This window comes from Colwellia sp. MB02u-10 (assembly GCF_014077185.1).
In the GTDB taxonomy this organism is placed as follows: Bacteria; Pseudomonadota; Gammaproteobacteria; order Enterobacterales; family Alteromonadaceae; genus Cognaticolwellia.
This window is the reverse complement of record NZ_JACGVK010000132.1, coordinates 241624-266843: the sequence shown is the minus strand read 5'-3', so window position 1 is coordinate 266843 and position 25220 is coordinate 241624. Positions and strand designations below refer to the sequence as shown.

At 39.1% G+C, this 25220-nt stretch carries 16 protein-coding genes; 8 read left to right on the top strand and 8 right to left on the bottom strand.

Features of this window, described 5'->3' with window-relative positions:
* Nucleotide 1: 1 nt before the first annotated feature.
* Entirely contained in the window at nt 2-484 is a 483-nt protein-coding gene (locus tag H4J59_RS14520) for an NAD(P)H-dependent oxidoreductase subunit E (protein ID WP_182240504.1), read from the bottom strand.
* Between the two features lie 284 nt (nt 485-768).
* Between H4J59_RS14520 and H4J59_RS14515 the strand changes: the two genes are divergently transcribed.
* On the top strand, nt 769-1857 hold the full coding sequence (locus tag H4J59_RS14515; protein ID WP_182240502.1) for a substrate-binding domain-containing protein: 1089 nt from the start codon (nt 769-771) through the stop codon (nt 1855-1857).
* 97 nt (nt 1858-1954) lie between these two features.
* On the opposite strand, the gene H4J59_RS14510 is transcribed toward H4J59_RS14515, so the two are convergent.
* Nucleotides 1955-3679 carry an OFA family MFS transporter gene (locus H4J59_RS14510; protein WP_182240500.1) on the bottom strand — a complete coding sequence of 575 codons (1725 nt, stop codon included), beginning with the start codon at nt 3677-3679 and terminating at the stop codon, nt 1955-1957.
* A 607-nt stretch (nt 3680-4286) separates the two neighbouring features.
* The gene (locus H4J59_RS14505) at nt 4287-4631 is read right to left on the bottom strand and encodes a hypothetical protein (protein ID WP_182240498.1); all 345 of its coding nucleotides are present in this window, start codon (nt 4629-4631) and stop codon (nt 4287-4289) included.
* Nucleotides 4632-5475: 844 nt separating this feature from the next.
* Between H4J59_RS14505 and H4J59_RS14500 the strand changes: the two genes are divergently transcribed.
* Complete coding sequence (locus tag H4J59_RS14500; RefSeq protein ID WP_259369542.1) at nt 5476-7749, top strand: EAL domain-containing protein; 2274 nt, start codon at nt 5476-5478, stop codon at nt 7747-7749.
* Nucleotides 7750-7920: 171 nt separating this feature from the next.
* Here the strand turns inward: H4J59_RS14500 and H4J59_RS14495 are convergent, their stop codons facing one another.
* Nucleotides 7921-8649 carry a class II aldolase/adducin family protein gene (locus H4J59_RS14495; RefSeq protein ID WP_182240496.1) on the bottom strand — a complete coding sequence of 243 codons (729 nt, stop codon included), beginning with the start codon at nt 8647-8649 and terminating at the stop codon, nt 7921-7923.
* A gap of 62 nt (nt 8650-8711) precedes the next feature.
* Complete coding sequence (locus tag H4J59_RS14490; protein WP_182240494.1) at nt 8712-9848, bottom strand: TauD/TfdA family dioxygenase; 1137 nt, start codon at nt 9846-9848, stop codon at nt 8712-8714.
* Between the two features lie 404 nt (nt 9849-10252).
* On the opposite strand from H4J59_RS14490, the gene H4J59_RS14485 reads away from it, so the two are divergent.
* Nucleotides 10253-10894, top strand: coding sequence for a DUF5610 domain-containing protein (locus H4J59_RS14485; protein ID WP_182240492.1), 642 nt, complete (start codon nt 10253-10255; stop codon nt 10892-10894).
* A 406-nt stretch (nt 10895-11300) separates the two neighbouring features.
* Nucleotides 11301-12212 (top strand): HNH endonuclease, encoded by a 912-nt coding sequence (locus tag H4J59_RS14480; protein WP_259369541.1) that lies wholly within the window; start codon nt 11301-11303, stop codon nt 12210-12212.
* Nucleotides 12213-12474: 262 nt separating this feature from the next.
* Here H4J59_RS14480 and putA read toward each other — a convergent pair whose 3' ends face one another.
* The gene (gene putA, locus H4J59_RS14475; protein ID WP_182240490.1) at nt 12475-16311 is read right to left on the bottom strand and encodes a bifunctional proline dehydrogenase/L-glutamate gamma-semialdehyde dehydrogenase PutA; all 3837 of its coding nucleotides are present in this window, start codon (nt 16309-16311) and stop codon (nt 12475-12477) included.
* Nucleotides 16312-17395: 1084 nt separating this feature from the next.
* Between putA and H4J59_RS14470 the strand changes: the two genes are divergently transcribed.
* Both H4J59_RS14470 and H4J59_RS14465 read left to right on the top strand, forming a co-directional pair.
* Nucleotides 17396-18415 (top strand): FHA domain-containing protein, encoded by a 1020-nt coding sequence (locus H4J59_RS14470; RefSeq protein WP_182240488.1) that lies wholly within the window; start codon nt 17396-17398, stop codon nt 18413-18415.
* Between the two features lie 191 nt (nt 18416-18606).
* Nucleotides 18607-21363: a serine/threonine-protein kinase gene (locus H4J59_RS14465; protein WP_182240486.1), complete on the top strand. Its 2757-nt coding sequence runs from the start codon at nt 18607-18609 to the stop codon at nt 21361-21363.
* Nucleotides 21364-21373: 10 nt separating this feature from the next.
* Here the strand turns inward: H4J59_RS14465 and H4J59_RS14460 are convergent, their stop codons facing one another.
* Complete coding sequence (locus tag H4J59_RS14460) at nt 21374-21868, bottom strand: hypothetical protein (RefSeq protein ID WP_182240484.1); 495 nt, start codon at nt 21866-21868, stop codon at nt 21374-21376.
* A gap of 363 nt (nt 21869-22231) precedes the next feature.
* Complete coding sequence (locus tag H4J59_RS14455) at nt 22232-22627, bottom strand: hypothetical protein (RefSeq protein WP_182240482.1); 396 nt, start codon at nt 22625-22627, stop codon at nt 22232-22234.
* 518 nt (nt 22628-23145) lie between these two features.
* Between H4J59_RS14455 and iadA the strand changes: the two genes are divergently transcribed.
* Together iadA and H4J59_RS14445 are read left to right on the top strand one after the other, a co-directional pair.
* A complete protein-coding gene (gene iadA / locus H4J59_RS14450) occupies nt 23146-24333 on the top strand; it encodes a beta-aspartyl-peptidase (RefSeq protein WP_182240480.1) in 1188 nt (395 codons plus the stop codon).
* An 8-nt stretch (nt 24334-24341) separates the two neighbouring features.
* Nucleotides 24342-25166 (top strand): cyanophycinase, encoded by an 825-nt coding sequence (locus tag H4J59_RS14445; RefSeq protein WP_182240478.1) that lies wholly within the window; start codon nt 24342-24344, stop codon nt 25164-25166.
* Nucleotides 25167-25220: the final 54 nt, after the last annotated feature.

Below are 25220 nucleotides of genomic sequence, written 5' to 3'. Positions count from 1 at the left end.
CTCACTTTGATTCGTGGTCTACATTAGAAAGAATTTCTTCAAATCTCTGATTAGAAATACGACCATAAAGATCATCATTGATTCTAATGTTAGGGCCAGTTGCACAGTTACCGAGACAATAAACACTATCCAAACTGAATTTTTTATCACGGGTCATTTGATGATAATCAATAGCTAAAAAATCTTTAGCGTGTGCTTCAAGTTCTCGACTTCCTCGAGATTGACATGCTTCTGCACGGCAAATTTGAATTTGGTATTTACTAGGAGCAGAGGTACGAAATTGATGATAAAAACTAATAACACCATGTATTTCTGCGGGTGTTTGTTTTAGTTTTGTCGCTATTCGCTCAATCGCTTGAGGAGCTATATAACCCACTTCTTTTTGAATGGCATGTAATATTGGTAACAGAGAGCCTTCTTTATTTTTCAAAGAATCAATGATGTGTTCCACATTTGATAAGGGGGAAGAAAATTCTATTTTCATACTAACTCCAAAGGCCTGTTATAAAATATATATATGAAATAAATTGCATATTTGTTATTGTTTTATAGTTCTTTTTATAGCCTGACTATAGCAGCATTGTTTTATTATAAGAATATGAACTTTTATTCATAATTTAGTGTTTTTTTTAGTTAGCTTTAGAGGTGAGATTTGACCGCTAAATATAAAGTTTATTGGCCAATGGCATAAAGTATTATTGATAATTAGTACAGCCAAATATCACAAATAAACAATACTAAATAAAAAATAATATACAGGGTAAGAAAATGACCAATATAACAGTATTGTCAAAAAGAATTCAAATTAAGCCGGCATGGTCATTTTATGATGAGCAGGGTGAATATGTAGACCCTCGACTTTTTGTCTTGCTTAATGCGGTACACACATATGGCAAGTTGACGGTAGCTGCAACAAAACTAGGTATGTCGTATCGTCATGTTTGGAATGTACTAAAAAAATGGACTGACTTTTTTGGCTCTGATTTAGTCGAACTTAAAAAAGGTAAAGGCGCACTTTTAACGCCGTTAGGTGAAAAGCTACTTTGGGCTGAACAAAGAGCACAGGCTAGATTTGAACCTCAGTTAATCAGCATTGCATCAGAACTAAATTTAGAAATACAAAAACACTTAATGGTTAAAGATCCTTTACTAAAAATTGCCGCAAGCTATGGTTATGCCGTGGCTTTACTGCCTAATTTTACTCATAAATTTAAGCTAGACTTACAATATAAAAGCTATGAAGAGTCATTTGATGCTTTAAGCAAAGGTGAGTGTAATATTGCCGCATTTCACTTACCCACCGACATTGTTAGCCAGCGCTTAATTGATATTTATAATAAATACTTTAAAGCTAATACTTATAAAGTCATTCGGTTTGTGACTCGTAAACAAGGCTTAATTGTTAAAAAAGACAACCCTAAAAATATTACTAAAATTTCAGACTTAATGCAGAATGAGGTTAAATTTATTAATCGGCAAAAACATTCAGGTACACGCTTATTAATAGATGAATTACTGGCAAGATCATCAGTGGATCCTAAAAAGGTGATTGGTTTTGATAAATTCGAATTTACACATTCTGCTATTGCTGCCTATGTAGCTTCAGGTATGGCTGATGTAGGTATTGGTATTGAAACCGCCGCTCGTCAATTTGGTCTGGATTTTATCCCATTAACCACAGAACACTACGTGTTAGTTTGTCATCACAAGACCCTTAAAGAACTCTCTGTACAGCGCTTAATTACCGAAATTAAAAGTGATAAATTTCATGAGGAGGTATCAAAATTAGCGGGCTATGAGTCTATTGCTTGTGGTGATATTGTGGATTTAGAAGATATGTTACCTTGGCACGTTTAATTTTATAGCGCTTGTTACTCTACTCGCTATAATAAAATTCAAGCCGCTTTAAACGAATTTAAAACGGTTTGAATTGTAGTTTTACAAGTTGAAAGTATTAACCCTTAGGATGTGTATTTTCAACATGATGCTTACCATCTACAGGACGAATGGTTAAGTTGGCAAAGAAAGCAACAACTAACAAAGCCGCCATAGCATACATAGTGGTATTATATAAGCTTGGTGTTGGATCAATAGTGCCCGCTGGCACTAATTCCATTAACTTACTTACCGTCACTGTTTTTGCTGCAACAAGTTCATTTAACTGACTAACGGCAGAGCCAAATTTAGCCTGGAATACGGCAGGATCTATTTTTGCTACTAAGTCGGTTATGGCGTCATTGACCGACATGTTTCTAAGGTACGTGATAGCAAATGGACCTAAAACACCAGCGGTTGCCCATGCTGTTAACAAGCGACCATGTATGCCACCGACATGTAATGTACCAAATATATCAGCTAAATAAGCTGGAATAGTTGCAAAACCACCACCATACATAGTGAAGATAACCATGGTGGCACCGTAGAACATAACTAACCAGACCGTAGATGGATCTGCACTGACTTGAGATGCAGCATAAGGTATTGATAAGTAAAGTAGCGTTCCTAAGACAAAGAAAAAGTGGTAAGTGTTTTTTCTGCCAATGAAATCAGAAATGGATGCCCAGAAAAATCGACCACACATATTAAAGACCGAAATCATTAATACGTAAGTACCGGCAAAGGCTGCTGTAGCTACATCAGGTAAGGTCGAACCAAAAATATCAACCATCATGGTTTTAGCCACACCAATAACACCAATACCTGCTGTTACGTTAAAGCAAAGTACAACCCATAACTTCCAAAATTGTGGTGTTTTTAGTGCTTGATCAATATGTACATCGTTATGTGAAATCATGCTTTTTTCAGATTCATCTTTCTCTGGAGGAGTCCAACCTTCAGGTGTCCACCCTTCAGCTGGCACACGATAAGAGAACGAGGCAATAATCATCACAATAAAATAAACAACACCTAGTGTCAGGAATGTTCCTGCAGCACCGGTATCACCCGTACCTACAATATAAACACCTGCATCACCAGGAAAAGCCATATTTGCCGCTTCACCAGCTGTTGCAACAATAACTTCTACTGTACCAGAAGCTGTTTCTGCAAAACGTTTGCCCGCTTCAGTTATTAGTTTTACAGCACCTTCTGTGCCTAAATAAGTAGGAGCAACGGCATGGAATTTTAACAAGGCAGTAATAAGTGGAGCACCGATCATCGCACCGCCACCAAAGCCCATAATGGCCATGCCTGTAGCCATACCTCGTTTATCAGGGAACCAACGCAGCAAAGTGGACACAGGTGAAACATAGCCTAAACCTAGACCACAGCCCCCCAGCGCACCATACCCAAGGTAAACAAGCCATAATTGGTGGGTTGATATGCCAATACTACCTATGATAAAACCGCCACCCCAAAGAAACGCGGCAGCAACACCAACACAGCGAGGACCGACTTTTTCTAGCCATTTTCCAGCGACTGCGGCAGATAAGCCAAGAAAAACAATAGCAACAGAAAATATCCAAACCACGTTACTTAAAGACCAATCTCCAGATGAACTAGTCACTACGCCTAATTCTTTAATAAGTGCAGGGTTAAAAATACTCCATGCGTAAACAGAACCAATACATAAATGAATTGCAATAGATGCTGGTGGGACTAGCCAGCGATTAAATCCCGATTTAGCAATTATTTTATCTTTCATTAAGAAAGAAAAAAAGCCCCCACTGTTATTTGACATTATTTAATACCTTATAGCTACAGCTTGATATAAATATTTATACTCGTACAACTAGAACACTTATGAATGGTAATTACAGTAGCTATTTATTTTCAAAAAATATTATTTGAGCATAAAATAGATAATGTTTTACCGTTATTCTTTGTTCTAAATTATTCACAGCTAAGCTGTATCAAGCATAAAAAAAGAGAATAATTAAGGTGAATGTGTGTTCTTATAAAAGTCTTATAGTTAAAACTAACCACAGTTTTTATATCCTTTTTTGACAATCAATTTAACTACCTTGTTTTTATTAACACAAGTATATGAATTAAATTACATATATTGGTTTTTTATTACTCGAAAACTATACCATTGGAGTATTAGCATTAAAATATGAATGAATATTCATATTAAGCTGCTATTTTTTACTGCCTGATGTGGGCACTTTTAGTGCTTAACTTTGTGTCATCAATAGTGAGTTAACCCCAAGTGCTGTAAGGGTTATCTTGATGTGCAAAGGGTAGTTTGAGTGCTGTTTATCGTTATATCATTGTTTTATTTTTTGTGCGCTGCACTGGTTATGGTGGCAATTTTTAGGATTAGGCTTTTAGAGCTAGATTGTCGACTAATGAATGGTGTGTTGTTGCTTGTCCCACAAACTTCTTTGCCAATTAGAGATGGTTCCAGCTACTTCGCAGCTATCGCAATGCCACTCAATAAGGTTAATGTTAATACACCTTGCTTCAATGTCTCCCTGACAATTGATTTGCTCAGCGCGAGTGTTGCATTTCAAATTTACAGTCACTAAGTCACTATCAACTATTGGCTGCTCTGTACGCACAGAAACACGCTCAGAAACCGATGATACAATTTTACTGAGAAATTTGAACACTGCTTTTGCTTGTTCAGTAAGAGCGAGTAACTTACCTTCTTCGTCCAGAAAATGTCTTAAATCTGTTTTTAATACCATAGGTTTTTTTCAATCAAAGAATACTAATGCGGCTAACATATAGTACTTAAAGCGTTTGGTACATTATTTCTCAGTTAATACCTTTCAGTTAATATTATTGTTCGCATCTATTCACCACACTTATTGGTCACATTCAGCCTATTATCAGCAAAAGTTAACTTTCTTGTTGCACAGCGAGGGAATTTACCTAGCTAGCCTTGCCTTAATCATAGGTTATATCGGTTCAGGTGATAAGACGATAAAGCACACCAATAGTAACGATCAATTAACAAACAAATAACGTCTTAAGATCTGCTAATGTGCTAGTCTGCAAATGTTTGTGAGGCTGAGGTTAAAAAGAAGTTAAGAATTTTTACATTAAATTGACTTTAAAGCTCTTTTTTCTCTAATTTAAGTAGATTTGAGCATCTAGACTCAGCTTTCATTTATACTTAAAAGTGAGTGATTTTTAGTGATGCTTAACTTTTTATTATGTTTAGCGCAATTTTCTGAGCTAGAGACCAAGGTGGTCTAACATTTACCTTTGTATTTAAACATGAAAAATCTCAATTTAAAAATAGGGCGGTTACATAAAAAATATGAAATATTCTTGGCTAATGACGGAAAACGACTCTCTTATAATAAGACAGCAAAGTAGACTAAAACTGTGATCAAATTTCCGAAAAAACTCAGTAAATTAATTGTTGTGATGACATTAGCCATTGTGGATGCCGGCTTTTCTTTTCGTAATTTGTATACCTTTTCAAAGACAAGAAAAGGTAATTGTCAGCATGGTTCTTAACTTTACCTATATTAGTCAAGCCAAGGTGTTTGAGTCAGTGTTATATAAAATGGAACTTGCCAAATGAATATGTCTGTAAAATCAGTCAACTTGATGGCCAAAGAATTACGCTATCGTGCGGAAGTCAAACTAACAAAGCAAATTCTTCCTAGTGACTCTGCAGCGCAAAAAATGCTACACGAATTACAGGTGCATCAGATTGAATTAGAAATGCAGAACGAGGAGTTACATCAAGCGCAGAAAACACAAGAATTACATTATCGTTACACTGAGCTATTTGAATTTGCCCCCATTGGCTACTTTTCTTTTGATGTAAATGCCATGATTAATCAGGTCAATTTTCGAGGGGCTAAGTTACTGGGTATTGAGCGAGCTAATTTGGTCAATAAACAGTTTTTAAACTACGTAAACGCTCAATATCGAGATAGCTTCAAATCTTGTCTAGTCAAAGCATTTGCCGGCAGTGGTATACAATCTTGTGAGATTTTAGCCGAAGTTGGTACCAAAAAATTCTGGCTGAATATTGAGGCCAACCTTGGCATTACAGGTACCGACTGTCTTGTTGCGGTAACGGACATTAGCGAAAGAAAAAAAATTGAACATGAGCAAAAGCTCGCCAATGAAGAGAAAGAAAAACTAGCTGATAAATTAGCCCTTGCCGCCAAGGTTTTCACTCACGCCCGCGAAGGTATTATAATTACTGATGCTAAAGCTACTATTATTGAAGTTAACTATGCCTTCACTGAGATCACCGGCTACAGTCGCGATGACTCTCTTGGTCAAAATCCAAGTCTTTTACACTCGGGATGCCAATCAGCAGAATTTTATAGCTCCATGTGGCAAACAATTTCTACCACAGGAGAGTGGTACGGAGAAATCTGGAATAAACGTAAAAATGGTGAAGTATATCCAGAAATTATGACCATTTTTGCAGTGTATAACGATACTGGCGAGTTGCAAAACTATTTAGCTATGTTTGGTGACATCAGTACGATGAAAAAAAAGATAAAAAAACTTGAGCAGATCACCCACTACGACTTACTGACCAACCTGCCCAATCGTATTTTACTCGCCGAGCGATTAACTCAAGCTATGTTGCAGTGCAAGCGACGTCAGCAGTCACTTGCGGTGGTATTTTTAGATTTAGATGGTTTTAAACAGATCAATGATAGCTATGGACATCATTTAGGTGATGAACTGCTCATTGCCCTCTCAATTCGCATGAAAAGTGTATTACGTGGAGGTGATACTTTAGCCCGGTTTGGCGGCGATGAATTTGTCGCGGTATTAACAGATTTAGGTAAAGTTGAAGACTGTCAGTTGGCATTAGAGCGCTTATTACGGGCAGTCTCAGCGCCTGTTGTTCTAGGTGATCTGGTCTTAAATGTATCAGCCAGTATTGGTGCCACCCTCTATCCACAAGACAACGTGAATGCCGACTCGCTGATACGCCATGCTGACCAAGCCATGTATGTGGCTAAAGAATCGGGTAAAAATCGTTATCATTTATTTGATACCGCTGAAGATGTCGCGAGTAAATTACAACTAGACAACCTAAAGACTATTCGTAGCGCATTAGATAACGATCAATTTGTCCTCCATTATCAGCCTAAAGTTAATATGAGGACAGGCTTGGTGACGGGTGTTGAGGCGCTTATTCGTTGGCAACATCCCGAGCGCGGCTTATTAAACCCCTTTGATTTCTTACCCTTGATTGAAAATAACCCGATGAGTCTCGAGATGGGTGAATGGGTTATTGATACGGCACTGAGACAAATTAGCCAATGGCAAACCCTAGGTCTTATCTTACCCACAGGTATAAGTGTAAATATTGCTGCCATGCAATTACAACAGCCTGACTTTACCAAGAGACTCACTAGGCTACTAAACGCCCATTCGGATGTTGAAGCGCGCTATTTAGAACTAGAAGTGTTAGAAACAAGTGCCTTAAATGATGTGATTCGGGTCTCAACCACCATGAATGACTGTATGGCGTTAGGCGTAAATTTTTCTTTAGATGATTTTGGTACTGGCTATTCGTCTCTGACTTATCTTAGACGTTTACCTGCCAACCTGATTAAAATAGATCAGAGCTTTGTGCGAGATATGCTAGTGAATGTTGACGATTTGGCCATTGTTGAAGGTGTCATTGCTTTAGCTAAATCATTCAAGCGTGAAGTGATTGCAGAAGGCGTTGAAACGATTGAACACGGCACGGCGCTATTGCAACTGGGCTGTGAATTAGCACAAGGTTACGGCATTGCCAGACCTATGCCTGCGAGTGATATTCCCGCGTGGATTAGTTGTTGGAAACCTGATATTAGTTGGCAAAGCTAAATAAAACGCCGCATGGCTTGTAACCCATTTAGGTTACACTGAAGCCAGATTGACTCTGGCCTCATTCAGACCTAACTATCACCTGATGTTGGCATAACACTTGATCAAAGATAGTTTTTTGTCACACAACCGAGACACGTTAAAGCGCGAGTATGGGGTAATAAGGTATTATTATTCCCGATACGAGCTACCCTTTTTATCGAGCATAGCTTTTTGCTGCTCAAAATGAGCAAAAGACTGGCCTCGAAACTCATCCCAACTTTCTGCTGTTTGTCGCGCTAACTCATGAGAGAGAGTATTCAGAGGCTGGCCAGTGGAATAAGCCAACACCATGGTCTTACAAGCTTTCTCTAGATAATACAGATCTTCAAAAGCTTCAGCGATCGTCGCGCCAGTAACCGTAATGCCGTGATTACCCATCATTAAAGCATTTTTACCGGCTAGGCTATCCACGATGCGTTTGCCTTCTGCATCACTGGTGGCGATACCGCCAAAACTTTCATCATAGGCGATGCGTTCAAAGAACCGCGCGGTATTGTTATCAATGGGCAATATACGTGGGTTTTTTAACGTTGAGAGGACAGTTGCATAGGTAGAATGCAGGTGCAGAATAACCTTAGCTTTGGGCAATAACGCATGCATGTTGCCATGAATACTCCAAGCCGAAGCATCAGGCGCTTGGTCAGTCTGCATAATGCTATAGTCTTCACTATCCAGTAACTGTAGGTTACTCGCTGTCACATTTGAAAAATGCATCCAGCGACGGTTCATCAGGAACTGTTTGCCATCTGCAGATACCGCAGCGCTTAAATGATTGGCGACCGACTCATGCATATCCATTTCATAAATAAGCCTAAAAGTAGCGGCCAAATCGACGCGTAATTCTTGTTCTGTTTGCATTCTTCTTATCCTCAATTTGCTTATCCTCAATAGATTCCGACTGATTAGGTCTCTAGTGATGGCTAAAGTGGCGCCGTTATTTCTGCTTCTGCTGTTGGATAGCTAGCACGTAAAACACGGTAAACACTGCGCAGATCGCCTCGGTCAACATAACAACCCCGTAAGTGTCTTGCACCACTGCCTTTGATAAAGGAAGCGCGGCCGTGAGCGATGCGGTGGTTGTCGAACACCATACACTCGCCAGCATTTAGGCGGAAGGTCATCAAATATTGAACGTCTTGTAGCATCTGTCCAAACTTACGAAAAGCGGGATAAAAAGTATCCATTTCACGCTGAGAAAAATCAAATACATCAGCCAAGTGCTGACTAAAATTAATACCGCTAACCTCACCATTATTAGGGTCGAGTTCGATTATTCGCTGCTTAGTGCGTACATCTTGATAGTGGGTGGTATAGCGATACGGCACTTGGTATTCTGTCAGTATTTTGAAGTATTGTGGATGGCTTTGTTTTAAGGCGTTGGCCACGGTGGTTGCATCGACAAACAAGCTGTTGCCGCCTTCTGCATCATTAACCCTACAGTGTAAGAACTGGATACCTGGAGCCAGTTCTTCTGCAGGTAAATCAGTATGTAACTCAAGTGCTTTGCTGGTATAAGCAAGGTTTTCTGGATTGGCTTTAGACTGGACATCAAAGGTGTAACCAGAAAAAGATGGCCGCACAGTGCCAAACAGTTCGCATAGGGTTTTCAGCCCTTCGTTGGAATTTGGCATATCTTGAATCAGGGCAACACCTTCATCTAACATCGCCTCTGCCCAATCAGCTACACTGGCGGGGTTAGCCATCACATCGTCATAGCTAAAACGCGCCATGTTTGGGTAGTGATCGCCATACCAAGTTTTACGGGTACGAACGGCTAAATCACCATGATTTTCTCCCTTGTGCCAACGTTCAAGCCAGTGTAGGTTGTAACGACTTTGATAGCCATCGCTCCAAATAATTTCCAGTGAGGCTGTATTTATCCAGGCGCTTGTTGCGTGTAAATCATCATCTTCATCAAGAATATCAAAGGTGCGTTCCTGAGTGCTGCTATCCCATGAGGTGGCGCAATTATCGCGTAACCAGAAGTAATTGAAATAAACCATTTCTGCGTTCATCGGGAGTTCTATACCGGTTTTCAGTAATACAATATCAGACATTCAGCAGCGCTTATTTTTGTTTATTTTAAAATTTAAATTGTAGCATTTGGGCCATCTAATGTCGAAGCCTCTTGGGGGGAGTTGCCGTGCTAAGTGCTTAATAAAGTATCATTATTTTTTACAAAAAATGATTAAAGCTGCACGCTATTCATTATCGTTAGCCATGCCAGTAGCGGGTGAAATAATAAGGTCTGCATCGGCTAAAATTAACCCGTAATGGTTAAGGGAAAATTGATGATGAACACTCTCATTGTCAGTCATGATCTTTGACAGCTTTTAATAAATTTATCTTGTGATGATGAATGTAACCTTGCATTGAGTGAGATAGTTACAGGGTAAACTTAAGTTGCACTTAATGGTGCCGATACTTGTTATATATGCTTTGATAAACCGAGGTAAATTTTATGAGCTCAACAATTAAACCTAATGATAGCTATAGCCAAGAGGTTCGAACATTAGCAAACGCCTCAGATAAAACCTTGAACAAGCCAAAGGGGCAGCAAATATCTGAGCTGGCTAATGATAAAAATATTGTTAAAGCAGAAAGCTCTATTTATGCCAACCATAAAAAACAGCTTAATGCCGCTATTATAGAGTCTTCACTGAAGTTCAATACAACCATGGGCGATCAGCCGCTGTCATTGTTGTTAAAAACTGCCTTACAGGGCATAAACGAAGCGCTTAAAGAAACTGGGGCTGATAATCGTGTTGAAAGTAGCGTTGAAGACAGTTATCAGTCCGGGGTTGATTTCAGCCCTGAAGCAACAGCCGAGCGTATTGTTGCTTTTAGTACTCAGTTTCTAGGTGCTTATCAAGAGCAGCATCCTGAAATGGCTGCAGAAGAATCGTTAACGGCTTTTGTTGATATTATCCGTGGCGGCATAGAGGAAGGTTTTGCTGAAGCCAAAGGTATTTTAGGTGATTTAAAAGTATTAGAAGGCGATATTAGCCATAATATTGATAAAACTTATCAGTTGGTGCAAACAGGGTTACAGTCTTTTGTCGAGGCTTTAAGTGCTAAAGAAGTCGATCAGCCAGAACTGTAATAAGTATAATAGTTGGTTATTTAGCCAGCGGTAAGCGTTAATTTTAACGTGAATTACGGCTATGCTGAGCCATTTTAAAACAATTTTTTTTGGCAGTTCTGTCAATTATATTTACTTAAATAACAAACTAAAACAAGGTGTTAATATGATTTTTCGTGTTGTTCTAGTTGCATGTTTACCCAATTTTTTAAGTTAGCGCTTGCACCACTAATAAATAATCAAGTTAAGGTATAAAATTAATCTCATCGCCATATTTTATAGTGATAAGCGCTAGGCAGTGATTTATTCAGCGACTGTTATTTTTACCTATATCATCAATTGTTAATTTATTTGTACTGATTTAACTCACTTTAGTGCAGAATCAATGGTGATGGCTTTATAAGCTATGTAATTTTATAAATCACTTTTGAAAGGAGTACGTCAGTTGTCTAGGAAAAAATTTATCGAGTCTCATGGTGGAACAGTTAATAATTGGAGAACTGATTTTTCATTTGTAAACCATGCAGCTAAGTTTGTTATTTTTGGGGCTTGGGATACTCATACTCAAGAGGGTCGGAGCTTAATCCTTAATAAGGATTGGGAGCAAAATAAAAAAGGTAGAAAGCAACCCGGTTATATTCAAGCGCTAGAGCATATTAGATTAGTTGAAGAGGAGGGGTATCAACTAAAAACCTTTCCAATAATTGAAGATTTGGACTATGTAGATGCCACTGATAGCGGCAAAACCAGCAGCAAAGAGTTTATAAAAACTTTAACGGATATGACCCTAAACTTCACTGATGATAAATGGTACGCAGAAGGCGCACACAAGCCTGAATATAGCGCAAAACCTATCGCAAAAGAGGCTGTAGATCTGTTGGATATACTCAATTTAGCTATCGAAAAGACAGAAAAAGAAAACTTAATCTTGTGCCGAATTGGACAAGGGCAGTTTAGAAAAAACGTTATTGATATTTGGGGTAATGGCGAGACATGTGCACTGACAGGTATAAATATTGCTGAAATGTTAGTCGCTTCTCATATTATTCCGTGGGCAAAATGTGAAGACAATAAGCAAAGGTTAGATGGCGTTAATGGCATTTTATTATGCGCGCATGTTGATAAGTTATTTGCTAAGCATTTAATTACTTTTGAGAAACAAAGAATGCGCTATATTATCAAAATTGCTCATCGCCTTGATCTAGCTTTATTAAAAAGTATCAGTATTGAAAAGGGGCTAGAGCTCGCTATAGCTCGCATGCATCCTAGGTTACAATTGAGATTTGATGAATATATTCTTGAGCATAATAAAGTTTTTGCAATCAACGATGTTAAATAACACCCACAATGGTGTTTTTATCCTTGTCTGGTGATTGTCGATAGCGCTTGATTGGCTAAACAGAGTCAGCGCTTTGCTAAATACCGAGCGATTTAAAGTTTCAGTTAAACTGATAGCTAGTAACTGACAGCTATAATCAATATATCATTCAGTAGTTAAAAAAAACGAGCATCATCAGATGCCCGTTTTCAGTTAACACTTAATACCTAATAGTTAATACCTATTCGTTTGGTATTAACTATCGCTCATTAACCATTAACGATTAATCTTCTTCAACTAAAGTCATTAGTGACGTGTTGCCACCAGAGGCTGTCGTGTCAATGCTAATGGTTTTTTCTGTTAATAAACGCTGAATCAAGTGATCAAAATATTCAGAACTGATCACAGGTAATATTGCCCCTGAACGTTCAGCTAATTTCTCACTGATAAAGTGCTTACGATCACAATGACTGTCTACCACAATACCTGATAACGCAGGATGCGCCAGCATAGTCGTTAAGTGACATAACTTAGCCACTTGGAAAACATCTGCATCTTGGCCGGTAGCAATGAACTTATCTCTAAAGGCAATCGCTTCATCATAATATAAATCAGAGACCACAGTAATAACGGTATTGCCCGTTGCCAAAGCCGTTACAATAGAAAGTAACCAAAAATGAAAGCTCACATTTTTATCGGCAAAACAAATGATATTGCCGCGGTTTTCCAAATAAAGCACATTAGACTCACCCGTTGGCCCAGGTAAAAACGTTGGTTTTTTCAAACGCTTTTCAATACTAATTAATTGTGAACGAGCTGATTTTAAGGTGCGGTTTAAATCGTCTGCTAAATCTTCAACAATTTCAACATGGGAAATTTTTGCTAACAATTGACGTACAGAAGAAAGGCGGGTATTTAACTCAGTTAAGCGCCAGCCTTTTTCTGCTGCATTAGCCTTGTCCATAAACAATACGGCTTCTTTTTCCGATTGTTCACCACCGTCTAAAGCTTCTACCTGCCATGGTAGTAATTTAAATTGCTCAGCATCGGGTGTTGCTTTTTCTATCACTAAACGCGTGAGGTAATTTGGTCCACCTGCTTTTGGTCCAGTACCTGACAGGCCACGACCACCAAATGGTTGTACACCGACAATAGCGCCAATCATATTACGATTGATATAGACATTGCCAGCACGTGATAACTTGGCTAAATCAAAGGCACGGTGTTCAATACGGGTATGAATACCCATAGTTAAACCAAAACCTGTACCATTAATTTTATCTACAACCGCTTCTATGTCATTGCCTTTAAAGCGCACAACATGTACACAAGGACCAAATACTTCCTTCTCTAGCACGCTAATGTCTTTAATTTCATAAAGTCGTGGCGCAAAAAAGAAATGTTCGTTCTGCGCTACTTCATCTGTTATCTCACTGGCAATAGGGCATTGGTACAGCAGTTTGCCATGAGTTTTCATATAGTCGCTGTGAGCATTGAGGGCATCTAATGCTTTTTGATCTATCACTGGACCTATGTCTGTGCTTAATTTTTCTGGGTTACCCACATGTAATTCTGCTAATGCGCCTTTGAGCATAGTAATAACGTCATCAGCAATATCTTCTTGTAAAAATAACACGCGCAGCGCCGAACAGCGTTGACCTGCAGACTGAAACCCTGAAGAAATAACATCATCAACCACTTGCTCAGGTAGGGCGGTAGAGTCAACTATCATGCAGTTTTGGCCACCGGTTTCTGCGATAAAGGGGACTTGATCGCCACCTCGGTCAGCCAAGGTTTGTGAAATAATAGTGCCGGTTTCAGTAGAGCCGGTAAACATAACAGTTTGAATACGAGCATCAGGAACAATAACGCTGCCCACTTGACTGCCTCGAGCAATAACCGCTTGTACAACGCCTTCAGGTAAGCCAACCGACTTCATTAATTCAATGGTGCGTAAGGCAATTAAACTGGTTTGTTCGGCAGGTTTTGCTAGCACCGTATTACCTGTGGCAATAGCGGCAGCCACTTGACCTAAAAATATCGCTAATGGGAAGTTCCAAGGGCTAATACATAAGGCAACCCCACGCGCTTCTAGGCGTTCATCGGCGGCAACTTCAACCGCTTGTTGTGCATAATAACGACAAAAATCAACGGCTTCACGCACTTCATCAATACCGTCTTGGGCTATTTTACCGGCTTCTTTAATACACAAGGCAATGAGCTCGTCGGTATGACGTTCAAGAATATCAGCCACGCGGCATAATAAATCAGCGCGTTCAGATACTGGCGTTTTTGACCATGTAGTAAATGCTGTTTCTGCCGTATCGATCATCTCAAGCATGGCGGCTTTGTCGTGCAGATGATGGAAGCCAATGATTTCACTATGGTTAGCTGGGTTCTTAACCGCAATAGCACCTTCGGGGATATCATTTTTATTAAGCAGGTGATCAACAAACCAGTAATCTAACGAGGCTTTTAACGGTGTGATGACACTAATGTCGGTTAAATCTAAGCCTTTAGAATTATCACGGCCAAGACCTTTGGCGTCATGATATAAGGCAATAGGTCTAAGTATTTGGTTGTTATACTTATCTTTTAAGCGTTGAGTTCTTTCAACTGGGTCTTCAAGTAAAGACTCGACCGGTTGCGACTCATCAACAATAGCATTGACAAAAGAAGAGTTAGCGCCATTTTCCAATAAGCGACGGACCAAATAAGCTAATAATTCTTCATGATGGCCAACCGGTGCGTAGATGCGACATTGAATGTTCTCAAGTGACACAATTTGGTCGTACAAAGAATCTCCCATGCCATGTAAGCATTGAAATTCAAAACCTTCTTTATCATCACCGGCAAGTTCAACAATCGTTGCTGCGGTGTAAGCGTTATGTGTGGCAAACTGTGGGTAAATAGAATCTCTATATTCTAATAATTTATTCGCACAGGCATGGTAAGAAACATCGGTAGAAGACTTACGTGTGAAGACTGGAAAGTGGTTAAGACCCTCTTTTTGAGTGTTCTTTATTTCTGTATCCCAATATGCACCTTTGACTAAGCGCACCATCATTTTCCGGTCAACACGTACGGTTAAGTCTCGTAACCATTCAACGACAAAGATAGCGCGTTTTTGATAGGCTTGTAATGCCATACCAAAACCATTCCAACCGGCTAATTCACTGTCACTAAATACCGCTTCAATAACATCAAGCGATATATCTAGGCGTTCAGACTCTTCGGCATCAACGGTCAAGCCAATGTTATAACTTTTTGCTTGCAGGCAAAGCGTTTTTAGTTTTGGTACAATTTCAGCCATTACACGTGCTTGGTGGCTAAACTCATAACGGGGATGAATAGCGGAAAGTTTTACTGAAATACCTGGTACTCTGCGTGGGTCATTTTTACCTGTAGCACGAGCCACTTTACCAATCGTTTCTATCGCATCTTGATAAGCTTTAAAATAGCGGTCAGCGTCGTCCATTGTACGAGCGCCTTCACCTAGCATATCGTAAGAGTAAACATAACCTTGCTGTTCTTTTGTCGCAGCACGCTCAGTGGCCGCTTTGATCGTTTCGCCCATCACAAACTGCTTACCCATAATTTTCATGGCGTAGTTCATTGACTTACGAATAACAGGCTCACCTAAACGGCCAATAACTTTTTTCAATAAACCAAAGCTATCTTTTTTGCGTTTATCAGCATAATTAACCATAGTGCCGGTAATTAACAAACCCCATGATGAAGCATTTACAAACAGTGAGTCACTGCTACCAAGATGACTGCTCCATTGTCCTTGAGAAATTTTGTCACGAATTAAGGCATCTTGAGTATGCTTATCAGGTACACGTAGTAAGGCTTCAGCCAAACACATTAATACCACTCCTTCTTCGCTTGATAGAGAGTATTCCTTTAACAAAGCATCTATCGCGCCAGTACCCGCTTGGTCTTGGCGAATTTTTAATACCATTTTACGCGCTCTTTCCCAAGCACGACTTCGAGCACTAACATTCACTTCTGCTAGTGGCAAAATATGATCTACCGCTGTATTTTCATCAATACGATAAAATTCACGAATTTTCTGACGAATTGGGCAATCGGTGATAAATGAATCATTAAAAAGCATAGGTTTTCCTCAAAATAACTAAGTAGTAGCGTGGTACTAGTTAGCGATAGTTACATTAATTATAATTCGTGCATTCTAATTAAAACTTAACCGTATGTGCTAGTTAAATTTTGTTTTTAAGCCATTTAAAATAGCGCTAAAATACCATCTCACCATAGAATGTATTTGATGTTAATAAATTTAACATCTGTAAAGCTAAGTAGAGTAATCATAACTAGACATAAAAGCCAAAATCAATATCTTATTTGCATAGAAATAAATTTATGGAACCGTCAAGGTATAAGTAGCTAAAAGACCAACAAGCGACTTCCTTAAAATTGTTATAGAGCGGTTTTGTGGTTTTTTAGCTGTGAAAATACAATATTTTAATAAGAGTTAAATATATTTACCCGTAATATTAACATCACCAATAGCGTTATTACCTTGTTGATAACTGTGCAACAACTATAGTACTGCGTTAACCCTGATGCATTTTCTCTGCACACAACAAGATCACAAATTTAATGAAAGTGGTATAAATAATGAAAAATATTATATCGGCTGATACCAACATGAAAATATTGTAGTGGGCTTTCTGTATTCGGCAGACAATGAAAAATTAATTTTGATATAAATGAGATTATTGTTTATTTGAAACTCGTCATAGCAATTTTGGGAGTGTACATATATTAACTTCGCACAATAATTTAAGTTACTGGATTAAGCTTCTAAATGGGTTCAATAAGGTTTGATGCGTTAAGTTACATGTTATGTTTAAAGCTGACCTTTCAGGGCGACTAGTAGTTATTCAGCGATTTACCGTCTAGTGAAACCAGGGAAGCCCATATTTCCCCTTCTGCGATAGATACAATCATCATGAGGCCAGTTCTAAAGTGGTGATAACAAGGTCGCTATTCCTATTTTTGATACTAACGGCAGAAAAACATTACGATCATTAGATAAATGTACTTACTTGCTCCGCTAGATAAGGCAGAATATATACCTGAGGTGTTTGTAGCTGAGATAAATAGGTATATTGATCATTCGTCATTTATCAGCTGTTAATCATATTTGATGAGCACCGATATCAAAATGAGAGGAAGTGATGGCCGCTTTACTGAATAATCAAACTCAACAAAATTGTTTATTACAATCACACCATAGCTTTGGTCGACTTAAAAGCTCGGTTAATACTTTTATTTCGGATGTTTTTGTTTCTAAAATTCATGCCTTTATTGAATGGAACGATCAACATTGGTTGCTGCGCGATGTTAGTAGTAATGGCACTTGGGTTAATGGCCAAAGATTAGCGCATGATCAAGTGGCTCAACTTAATGTTGGTGATGTGATCGCTTTTGCTAGTAAGTCAGGTTATGCCTTTGAAGTGCATGACGTAAATCCTCCTTGCGATTGCCTTATCCCTGTTGAGCATAATAGTGTGGCCATTGAATTAGAATATTTCCATTTATTACCGAGTAAAAAGTCTCATAATCGTGTGCTAAGCTATAACAGCCAAACTTACTCTTGGTGGCAAGAAACCCTTGATGATAACCTTAGTCAGTCAACAAGGGCGGCTGAATTGAATGATCAAGAATGCTTAGATATTGATGGTTTAACATGGCAATTACAAATAAACCGCACAATAGAAGATACCCAACTACTCAGACCCAATGTTACCTCGCTCGATGAATTAACCTTTTTTTTTCAGACCAGTTTAGATGAAGAGAGCACCCATGTTGTTATGCAAAATGGTGAAGAACATATTGATTTACTCACGCGTAGTCACCATTACCTCAGCCTTTGTTTAGCGCGTCAACGTGCTAAAGATATGCAAGCAGGTGTCGACGATAGTGAACAAGGTTGGGTGTATGCTGAATTACTGGCGAAAGATTTAGGCTTTGATGCCAGTCACTTAAATATTCAAATTTACCGTATGCGTAAACAATTTGTCGATGCACTAAATAATTCTTGCGAATCCAGTAACATTATCGAACGCAACGCCGGAAAATTACGCTTGGCAAGTAAGTTTTTTTGTATTACTAAAGGCGATAAAATTGAATGTGATACTCGCCAATTTACGCATCAAGAGTCTAACCAGCACGTTAGCCAATACGTGAACCACTAAAGCCATTTGTCCGTATTGTTCGTCAAGCCATTCAATTAATATTGTTTGGCGCTTGTTTTACGTAAATTAAGCGCTACTTGGTTATAGCAATAAATAAAAACTAAGCTCGACATAGCGGCATTGTCATATGATTATTGCCTTATAACAATAAAACGCAGTCAAGCATGGTATTGATTTGATATGGTCAAAAAGTGAAACAAACCGAACACGTTAATCAGCTTAATCAAGATGATGAAACACTTACTATCTCGATTGCGGATACGCAGTGTAGCCAGCAAGTTTTACTTTCTGATGATGAACAAGCGGCACAGGAAAAACAGCTGAAACACAGTAGTATGGCGCACTTTAAAATTATCGATATTTTAGGTAAGGGCGGCATGGGGGCGGTGTATAAAGCTAAAGATCTAGCTTTAGAGCGCTTTGTGGCCATTAAAATGCTGCGTATCAGTGATGCCCAGCAGCCATTAATACTGGCTGAAGCCAAAACTATTTCTCAACTGAATCATCCCAATATCGTGACGGTTTATGATATTGCCCGTGATGGTGACGCTAATTTTATTGTTATGGAGTGGGTTAACGGGCGTCCGTTAGATAGGGTTATTCCTCCACAAGGCTTGGCGTTAAATATTGTTATCGATTATGCCAAGCAAATGGTGGCAGCCCTTGCTTGTGCTCATCAGCAACAGATTATTCATCGTGATATTAAGCCACAAAATATTATGGTCGATGTTAACGACCGCATTAAAATACTTGACTTTGGTATTGCCGCGCTTATCGACCCTGATAAAGCTTTGACAGGGCAAGAACCTTTAGCAGCGCAAGAGCCGGCAGCTGAAGAAGCAGGGTCGCAAACGTTGCCAACAAGTATTGAAGGTTCGCCACAATATATGGCGCCGGAGCAAATTCAAGGTCAAGCGAGCGATGCACGCTCTGACTTGTTTTCTTTGGGTATTGTTTTGTACGAAATGTTGACCGGCGTTAAACCATTTTTAGGCTTGAATTTACCACAAATTAGGCAAGCTATTACTGATGGCGAATATACCTCTCTAGCCGAGCTTGAAGCGGAACGTAAGGCTGAGCGTGAAACTGAACCTAAGGAAAAACTGCCTGCTGAGCTCATTTCCTTGGTTGAAAAGCTACTAGCAACAGCGCCATCTGCACGTTATCAAAGCGCAGAGGCTCTGGCACAAGATATTGCTGCTATTGATGAAAAAATTAACCATAAAAAGAATTGGTGGCAGCAACAACACTGGCTAACACAAAGCTTATTAATCATCACCGTAAGCGCGACACTTGCTTGGAGTGTGCGTGGGGTTTTATTCCCGCCAAGTACTCAGGAACTGATTGCTCGACAATTAGTCGAGTCGAAAAAAATAGCTTTTTTACCGTTCGATAATATTAGCGGCGATCCGGTGTTGCAAATATTCAGTGATGGTATCGCCACTATGCTCAGTAGTGATTTAGCAGAAGTGGGTTATCAACAAGGGGATGGAAGTACTTGGGTATTACCCGGCAGTGAAATTAGGCAGCTTGAAGATCCTAGTGTGACCAGTATTTATAACAAATATGGCGTTGATGTAGTTATCACCGGTAGCATTCAGCATATGGGGTCGACCCGTAATATTCATTTAAGCTTGGTCAATGGCGCCGATGGTCGGCAGTTAAAGTCGCTGCAATTAACCATTGATGCCAATCAGTTGTTCACCGCACAAAGTCAAATTCGCCAGCAAGTGATGGACTTACTCGGCTGGCAAATACCGGCAACGTTAAGCCAACAATTCGCCGCGCAACAACCGGTTTTTGACGGTGCTTATAAATATTACTTGCAAGGACAGGGCTATCTGTATCGCTTTGACCATGGTGATAATATTAATCAAGCCCTGACATCATTTCAGGCGGCTATTGAGCTTGACCCGAAATATGCTGATGCTTATGTTGGCTTGGCAGAAGTACAGCTACGTAATTTTATAGAGTCCAAAGACGTTAGTTGGTTAGTACCCATGCGACGCACAATTGAACAATTGCAGCAGATCAATATTAATCATCCTATGCTGAGCTATTTACAAGGCGAACTTAAACTGAAACAAGGGGATTATAGTAATGCGGTTAAGTTATTTACTCATAGCCTTGAGTTAAATCCAAATTTTTTAAAGGCATATACCAGCCTTTCATTGTCATTTATTCAATTGGGCGAGTTACTCGAAGCTGAGCGGGTATTAATGCAAGCTTATGATTTAATGCCGAATAATATTATGGTGTTGACAGATTTAGGGGCTTATTATTTTGAAAGTGGTGACTATCATAGGGCCATAGAATACTTTGCCTTGCTAGCAAAAAAAACGCCTAATAATTATATTTCTTATCTTAATCTTAGCGCTTGTTATTACCTCAATGGCGATATACAAAAAGCAATTTTAGCGGCGCAACAATCCTTGGTGATTCAAAAAAATTCCGATGGCTACGCTAATCTAGGCACTTATTATTTCATCTTAAGCGACTATGAAAAATCCGTGGCGGCTTATGAACAGATGATCGCGTTAAATGATAGTGATTACATCAACTGGGGAAACTTAGCTGACGCTTATCGTTTTGCCAATAATGACAAATATTTTGAAAGTTTTAAACAGGCTATATTACTAGCAGAGCAAGCGTTGCGACTCAACCCTTATAACAAAGAGGCGATTTCATCATTAGCCTATTATTATGCGAATTTAGATAATATTGAAAAAACTAATTTTTATGCCAGAAAAATTAGTGACAAAGATCTCGGCGAAGATCAATTTTTTATTGCCGCAGCTTATGCCCGTGTAAATATGGCCGAAGCAGCTTTAGATTACTTAGTTTTGGCGATTAATAATAATTATTCTATTGCTGAAATTACCAACTCTCCTTTGCTTAATAACCTGAAAAGTGAGCCGGCATTTCAACAATTAATTGATAACAACTAAAGCGATTATATTAACCTCTTTTTATTTTTACTCTAGGATCCCAAGCGATTGAGAACTTGTCACCGTTAAGCTTAAAGTGAATATTAATAATAACCTTGTCGATTTCTACTGCGCCTTCAGTTATTACTGCTTTATAGCTCACTTGCGCTTTACTCTCTGTCGACACTCGATGTAAGTCAAAACGATTTTGTAAAATGCTTTTCCATTTAAATTTCGCTTTGTTGTTATCAGCACCTATTTTCGGTTGTAGTGTACAGATCACAGTATCCCCATCGGTGATTTCAAATGGTGGATCTATTTTATGTTCACCTGCGCTATCGGAAGAATAATAAAAATAATCGATTTCTTGTTCTGCAGTAATATAAGTGATTTTTCGGCCTTTGCCATTAAATTGGTGCGCTAGGGCGCCGTTATTAATATCGTTAGCCAGTTTGCTGAAATCCATATTGACATAAAAGGCGATATTTTCAGGTGCTGTTTCGTTGGCAGTTTGCGCAGTGGTCATATTTTTGATCCTTGGTTCTTATTCGTTATCGGTATTCGTTATCGGATTAGTAGCAGATATTAATATTGCATATTTTTTATCACAAAATGCGAAAGTCAGGCTAGCTATTTTAGGTTATATCTTTGAGGGCATGTTTGTCAGTTTATTAAAAATAAGGCCATTTATACGACTTCCATTAAGCTTTTTCTTTTGTCGTGTGGAGGGAAATGTACCGGGTAAGACGCTTAATTGAGCAATAACGTTCTATTGGGATTGAGCGTACAGGTATTTTAGTTCCAACCGCACTTAAGTACTCACATCCAGGTGGGCAACGCTGACATGGCATATTTTAACCCGCAAAAATGGGCAATAATTTAATTGTTATTATTTAGTCAAATTTGAAAAAACTGCTTTGATTTTATCAGCAAGCGTAAAGTGTTGTTTAGGCTGTACCGGTAATTTGTTGTTTCCATTCATCAATACGTGGTCTTGTTCAAATAGTTTTATAGTAATAATCTCGGTAGGTTTTAGCCTTGTTTGCTGGTCAGCTTTAGCCATTACTTGCGTGTGCACTAATTCATGGCTTTTATTACTATTAATGTCGTTGCCTGTTTCGTGAGTACGGATGTCATCATTGTTGATGAAACCGTATGATCTAGCGTCAATTTCTATATCATCGAAGTTAAAATCTATAAATAGTTCATCAGGATTAGATACGCAAGACTTATAGTATTCACGCATAATTTTCATGTATTCAATGAATGGTTTTGGTACGCTCATTATGCTCTCCAATTTAAAACTTCCTTTTTTAAATTATTTATTTTTAATGGTTTATATTGTTTTAGCCGTGATTGTTAGTTGCTCTAAATCCAGTCGCTATTACTTTGCAACGCGCTTCATTAGCGCGGGCAGCTGACGATAAAAATGATTAGATGTTGGTTAATAATTGAATCATTCGTTATCTGTTTTAAGCGATACCTGTATCGTAGCTAATAGGGGCGGTGGATAACCATTACACGACATTACACGGCTAATGAAATAAAATATTTTTGCCTGCTATGTGGCTTAAAAAATAACAATGATTAAATTGAAAAAAGCATATTTAAGATTTTTAAGCGTGTTGGCTTTACATTGTTACTGTCTTTGCAAGGTATGCTTGGTGGTAAAATATCAAGTGTGTTACAATTATTGATACTCTTTATTACTGTTCTCACTGTTGCTTTAGTTTGCTTGCTAATATTATTTATTGTTTAAAATAAATAATAAATTAGGCTAAATACAACGTCACTGTATATATCATGAAGAATAATCAAACCATGCTGACATTATTGTGTAATGTTAATATTTACGCACCAACCCCTCTAGGCATTAAAAACGTTCTAATTGCCGGTAATAAAATTGCCGCTATCTATGAGCCTGGAAAAGGACAAATCGATATTCCTAAGCAGTGGCACGTTAAGGTCATTAATTTTGACGGTGCGACCTTAACGCCAGGTTTTATTGATAGCCATGCCCATATTACCGGTGGCGGTGGCGAAGCAGGTTTTGCAACGCAAGTTCCGCCTGTTGGCCTGACTGAATTTACCCATGCGGGTGTGACTACCGTGGTGGGCTTACTTGGCACTGATGATACTACTCGAAGCACCGAAAACTTATTAAGTCGAGTTTATGGTCTGCGTGAAGAAGGCTTGTCTGCTTACTGTTGGACCGGAGGATATCATTATCCTTTAACCACCATTACGGGCAGCGCCAAGTCAGATATCGTTTTTCTTGAGCCCGTGATCGGTATTGGTGAGTTTGCCATTAGTGATCACCGCTCTAGCCAACCCACATTTGAAGAAGTGATCCGCCTTGCCAGTGAAACCCATGTCGCGGGTTTGATCACAGGTAAAGCCGGCGTTATCCATTTTCATTTGGGTGATGGCGAAAAACGTTTAGCCTTAATTGAACAAGCGATTAGAGACACAGAGTTGCCAGCGCGGGTATTTAATCCCACCCATGTTAATCGTAACAAAGCGTTGTTTGAAGATAGTTGTAAATTACTCACTCAAGGGTGTCATATTGATCTAACGGCATTTCCTGCCGGCACAGCGCAACCCGGTTGGGAAGCTTGTGACGCCATTGAGATGGCAGTGGAAAGACAATTACCCTTAGCACAAATAACCCTTAGCTCAGACGGTGGAGGGTGCTTGCCTTGTTTTGACCCACAAGGTGAATTACAGCATATGGATTTTGGTCGAGCGAGTACGTTAGGAGAAACTTTAGTGGAAACTTTACATAAAGGTATACCACTTGAAACAGTGCTCCCGATGCTAACGAGCAATGTTGCTACTATTTTACGCTTTAAAAGCAAAGGGCAAATTGCCGTTGGTTTTGACGCTGATTTATTGGTGATGAATGAAAAATATGAAATTACTGATGTAATGGCGCAAGGTGTATGGCACAAGCAAAATAATCAGACAATTATTAAAGGTACATTTGAATAGAGGTAGATATGTGTCCAGCTAAAACAACTGATGGTCAACAACGGGGATTTGTAATTCCTATCGGGGGGGCAGAAGAACGTGTAAAAGATCCGATAATTTTACAACGTTTTGTTGAGCTTTGTGGTGGCGAGAATGCTTATATTGTTATCATTCCAACCGCTTCACAACTCGAAGATACTGGGTCAAATTACGAAGAGGTTTTTCACGAATTAGGTGTGAAAAAAGCCGTTTCGCTACCGATTAATGATCGTGAACAGGCAAACAGCGATGAATACCTGGCTGAATTGGACAATGCCACCGGGATTTTTATCACCGGCGGTAATCAATTACGTTTGTCTACTATTTTAGGGGGCACGCCAGTAGCGCAAAGTATTCGTAAACGTAATGCGGCAGGTGTTCATGTTGCAGGCACTTCTGCAGGCGCAGCGATTATGCCAGAGCATATGATAGCCGGCGGACGCACAGGCGCTTTACCTAATGAAGAAGGGGTGACTTTTGCACCAGGCATGGGCTTAATTAATAAAGTGATTATTGACCAGCATTTTAGCCAAAGAAACCGTTTGGGACGTTTGTTATCCGCTATTTCATACAACCCTTTTGCTTCAGGCCTAGGTATTTGTGAAAATACGGCCGCCTTTATTGATCCCTCTGGGCTTTTAGAGGTAGTAGGTCATGGTAGCATTACGGTAGTTGACCCGTCAGACCTGTCGCACAGCTCAATGGCAGAGGCTAATAGAGGCGAAGCTATTACCTTAATCGGTCTTAAGTTGCATGTGCTTGGTCCAGGTGCGACTTACTGCATCAACGAAAGAATAGCGACACCCGCAATTTAAGCTAAATTTTTAAAAAGCCCACCTGATTTTAGGTGGGCTTTTTTGTTTTATTAC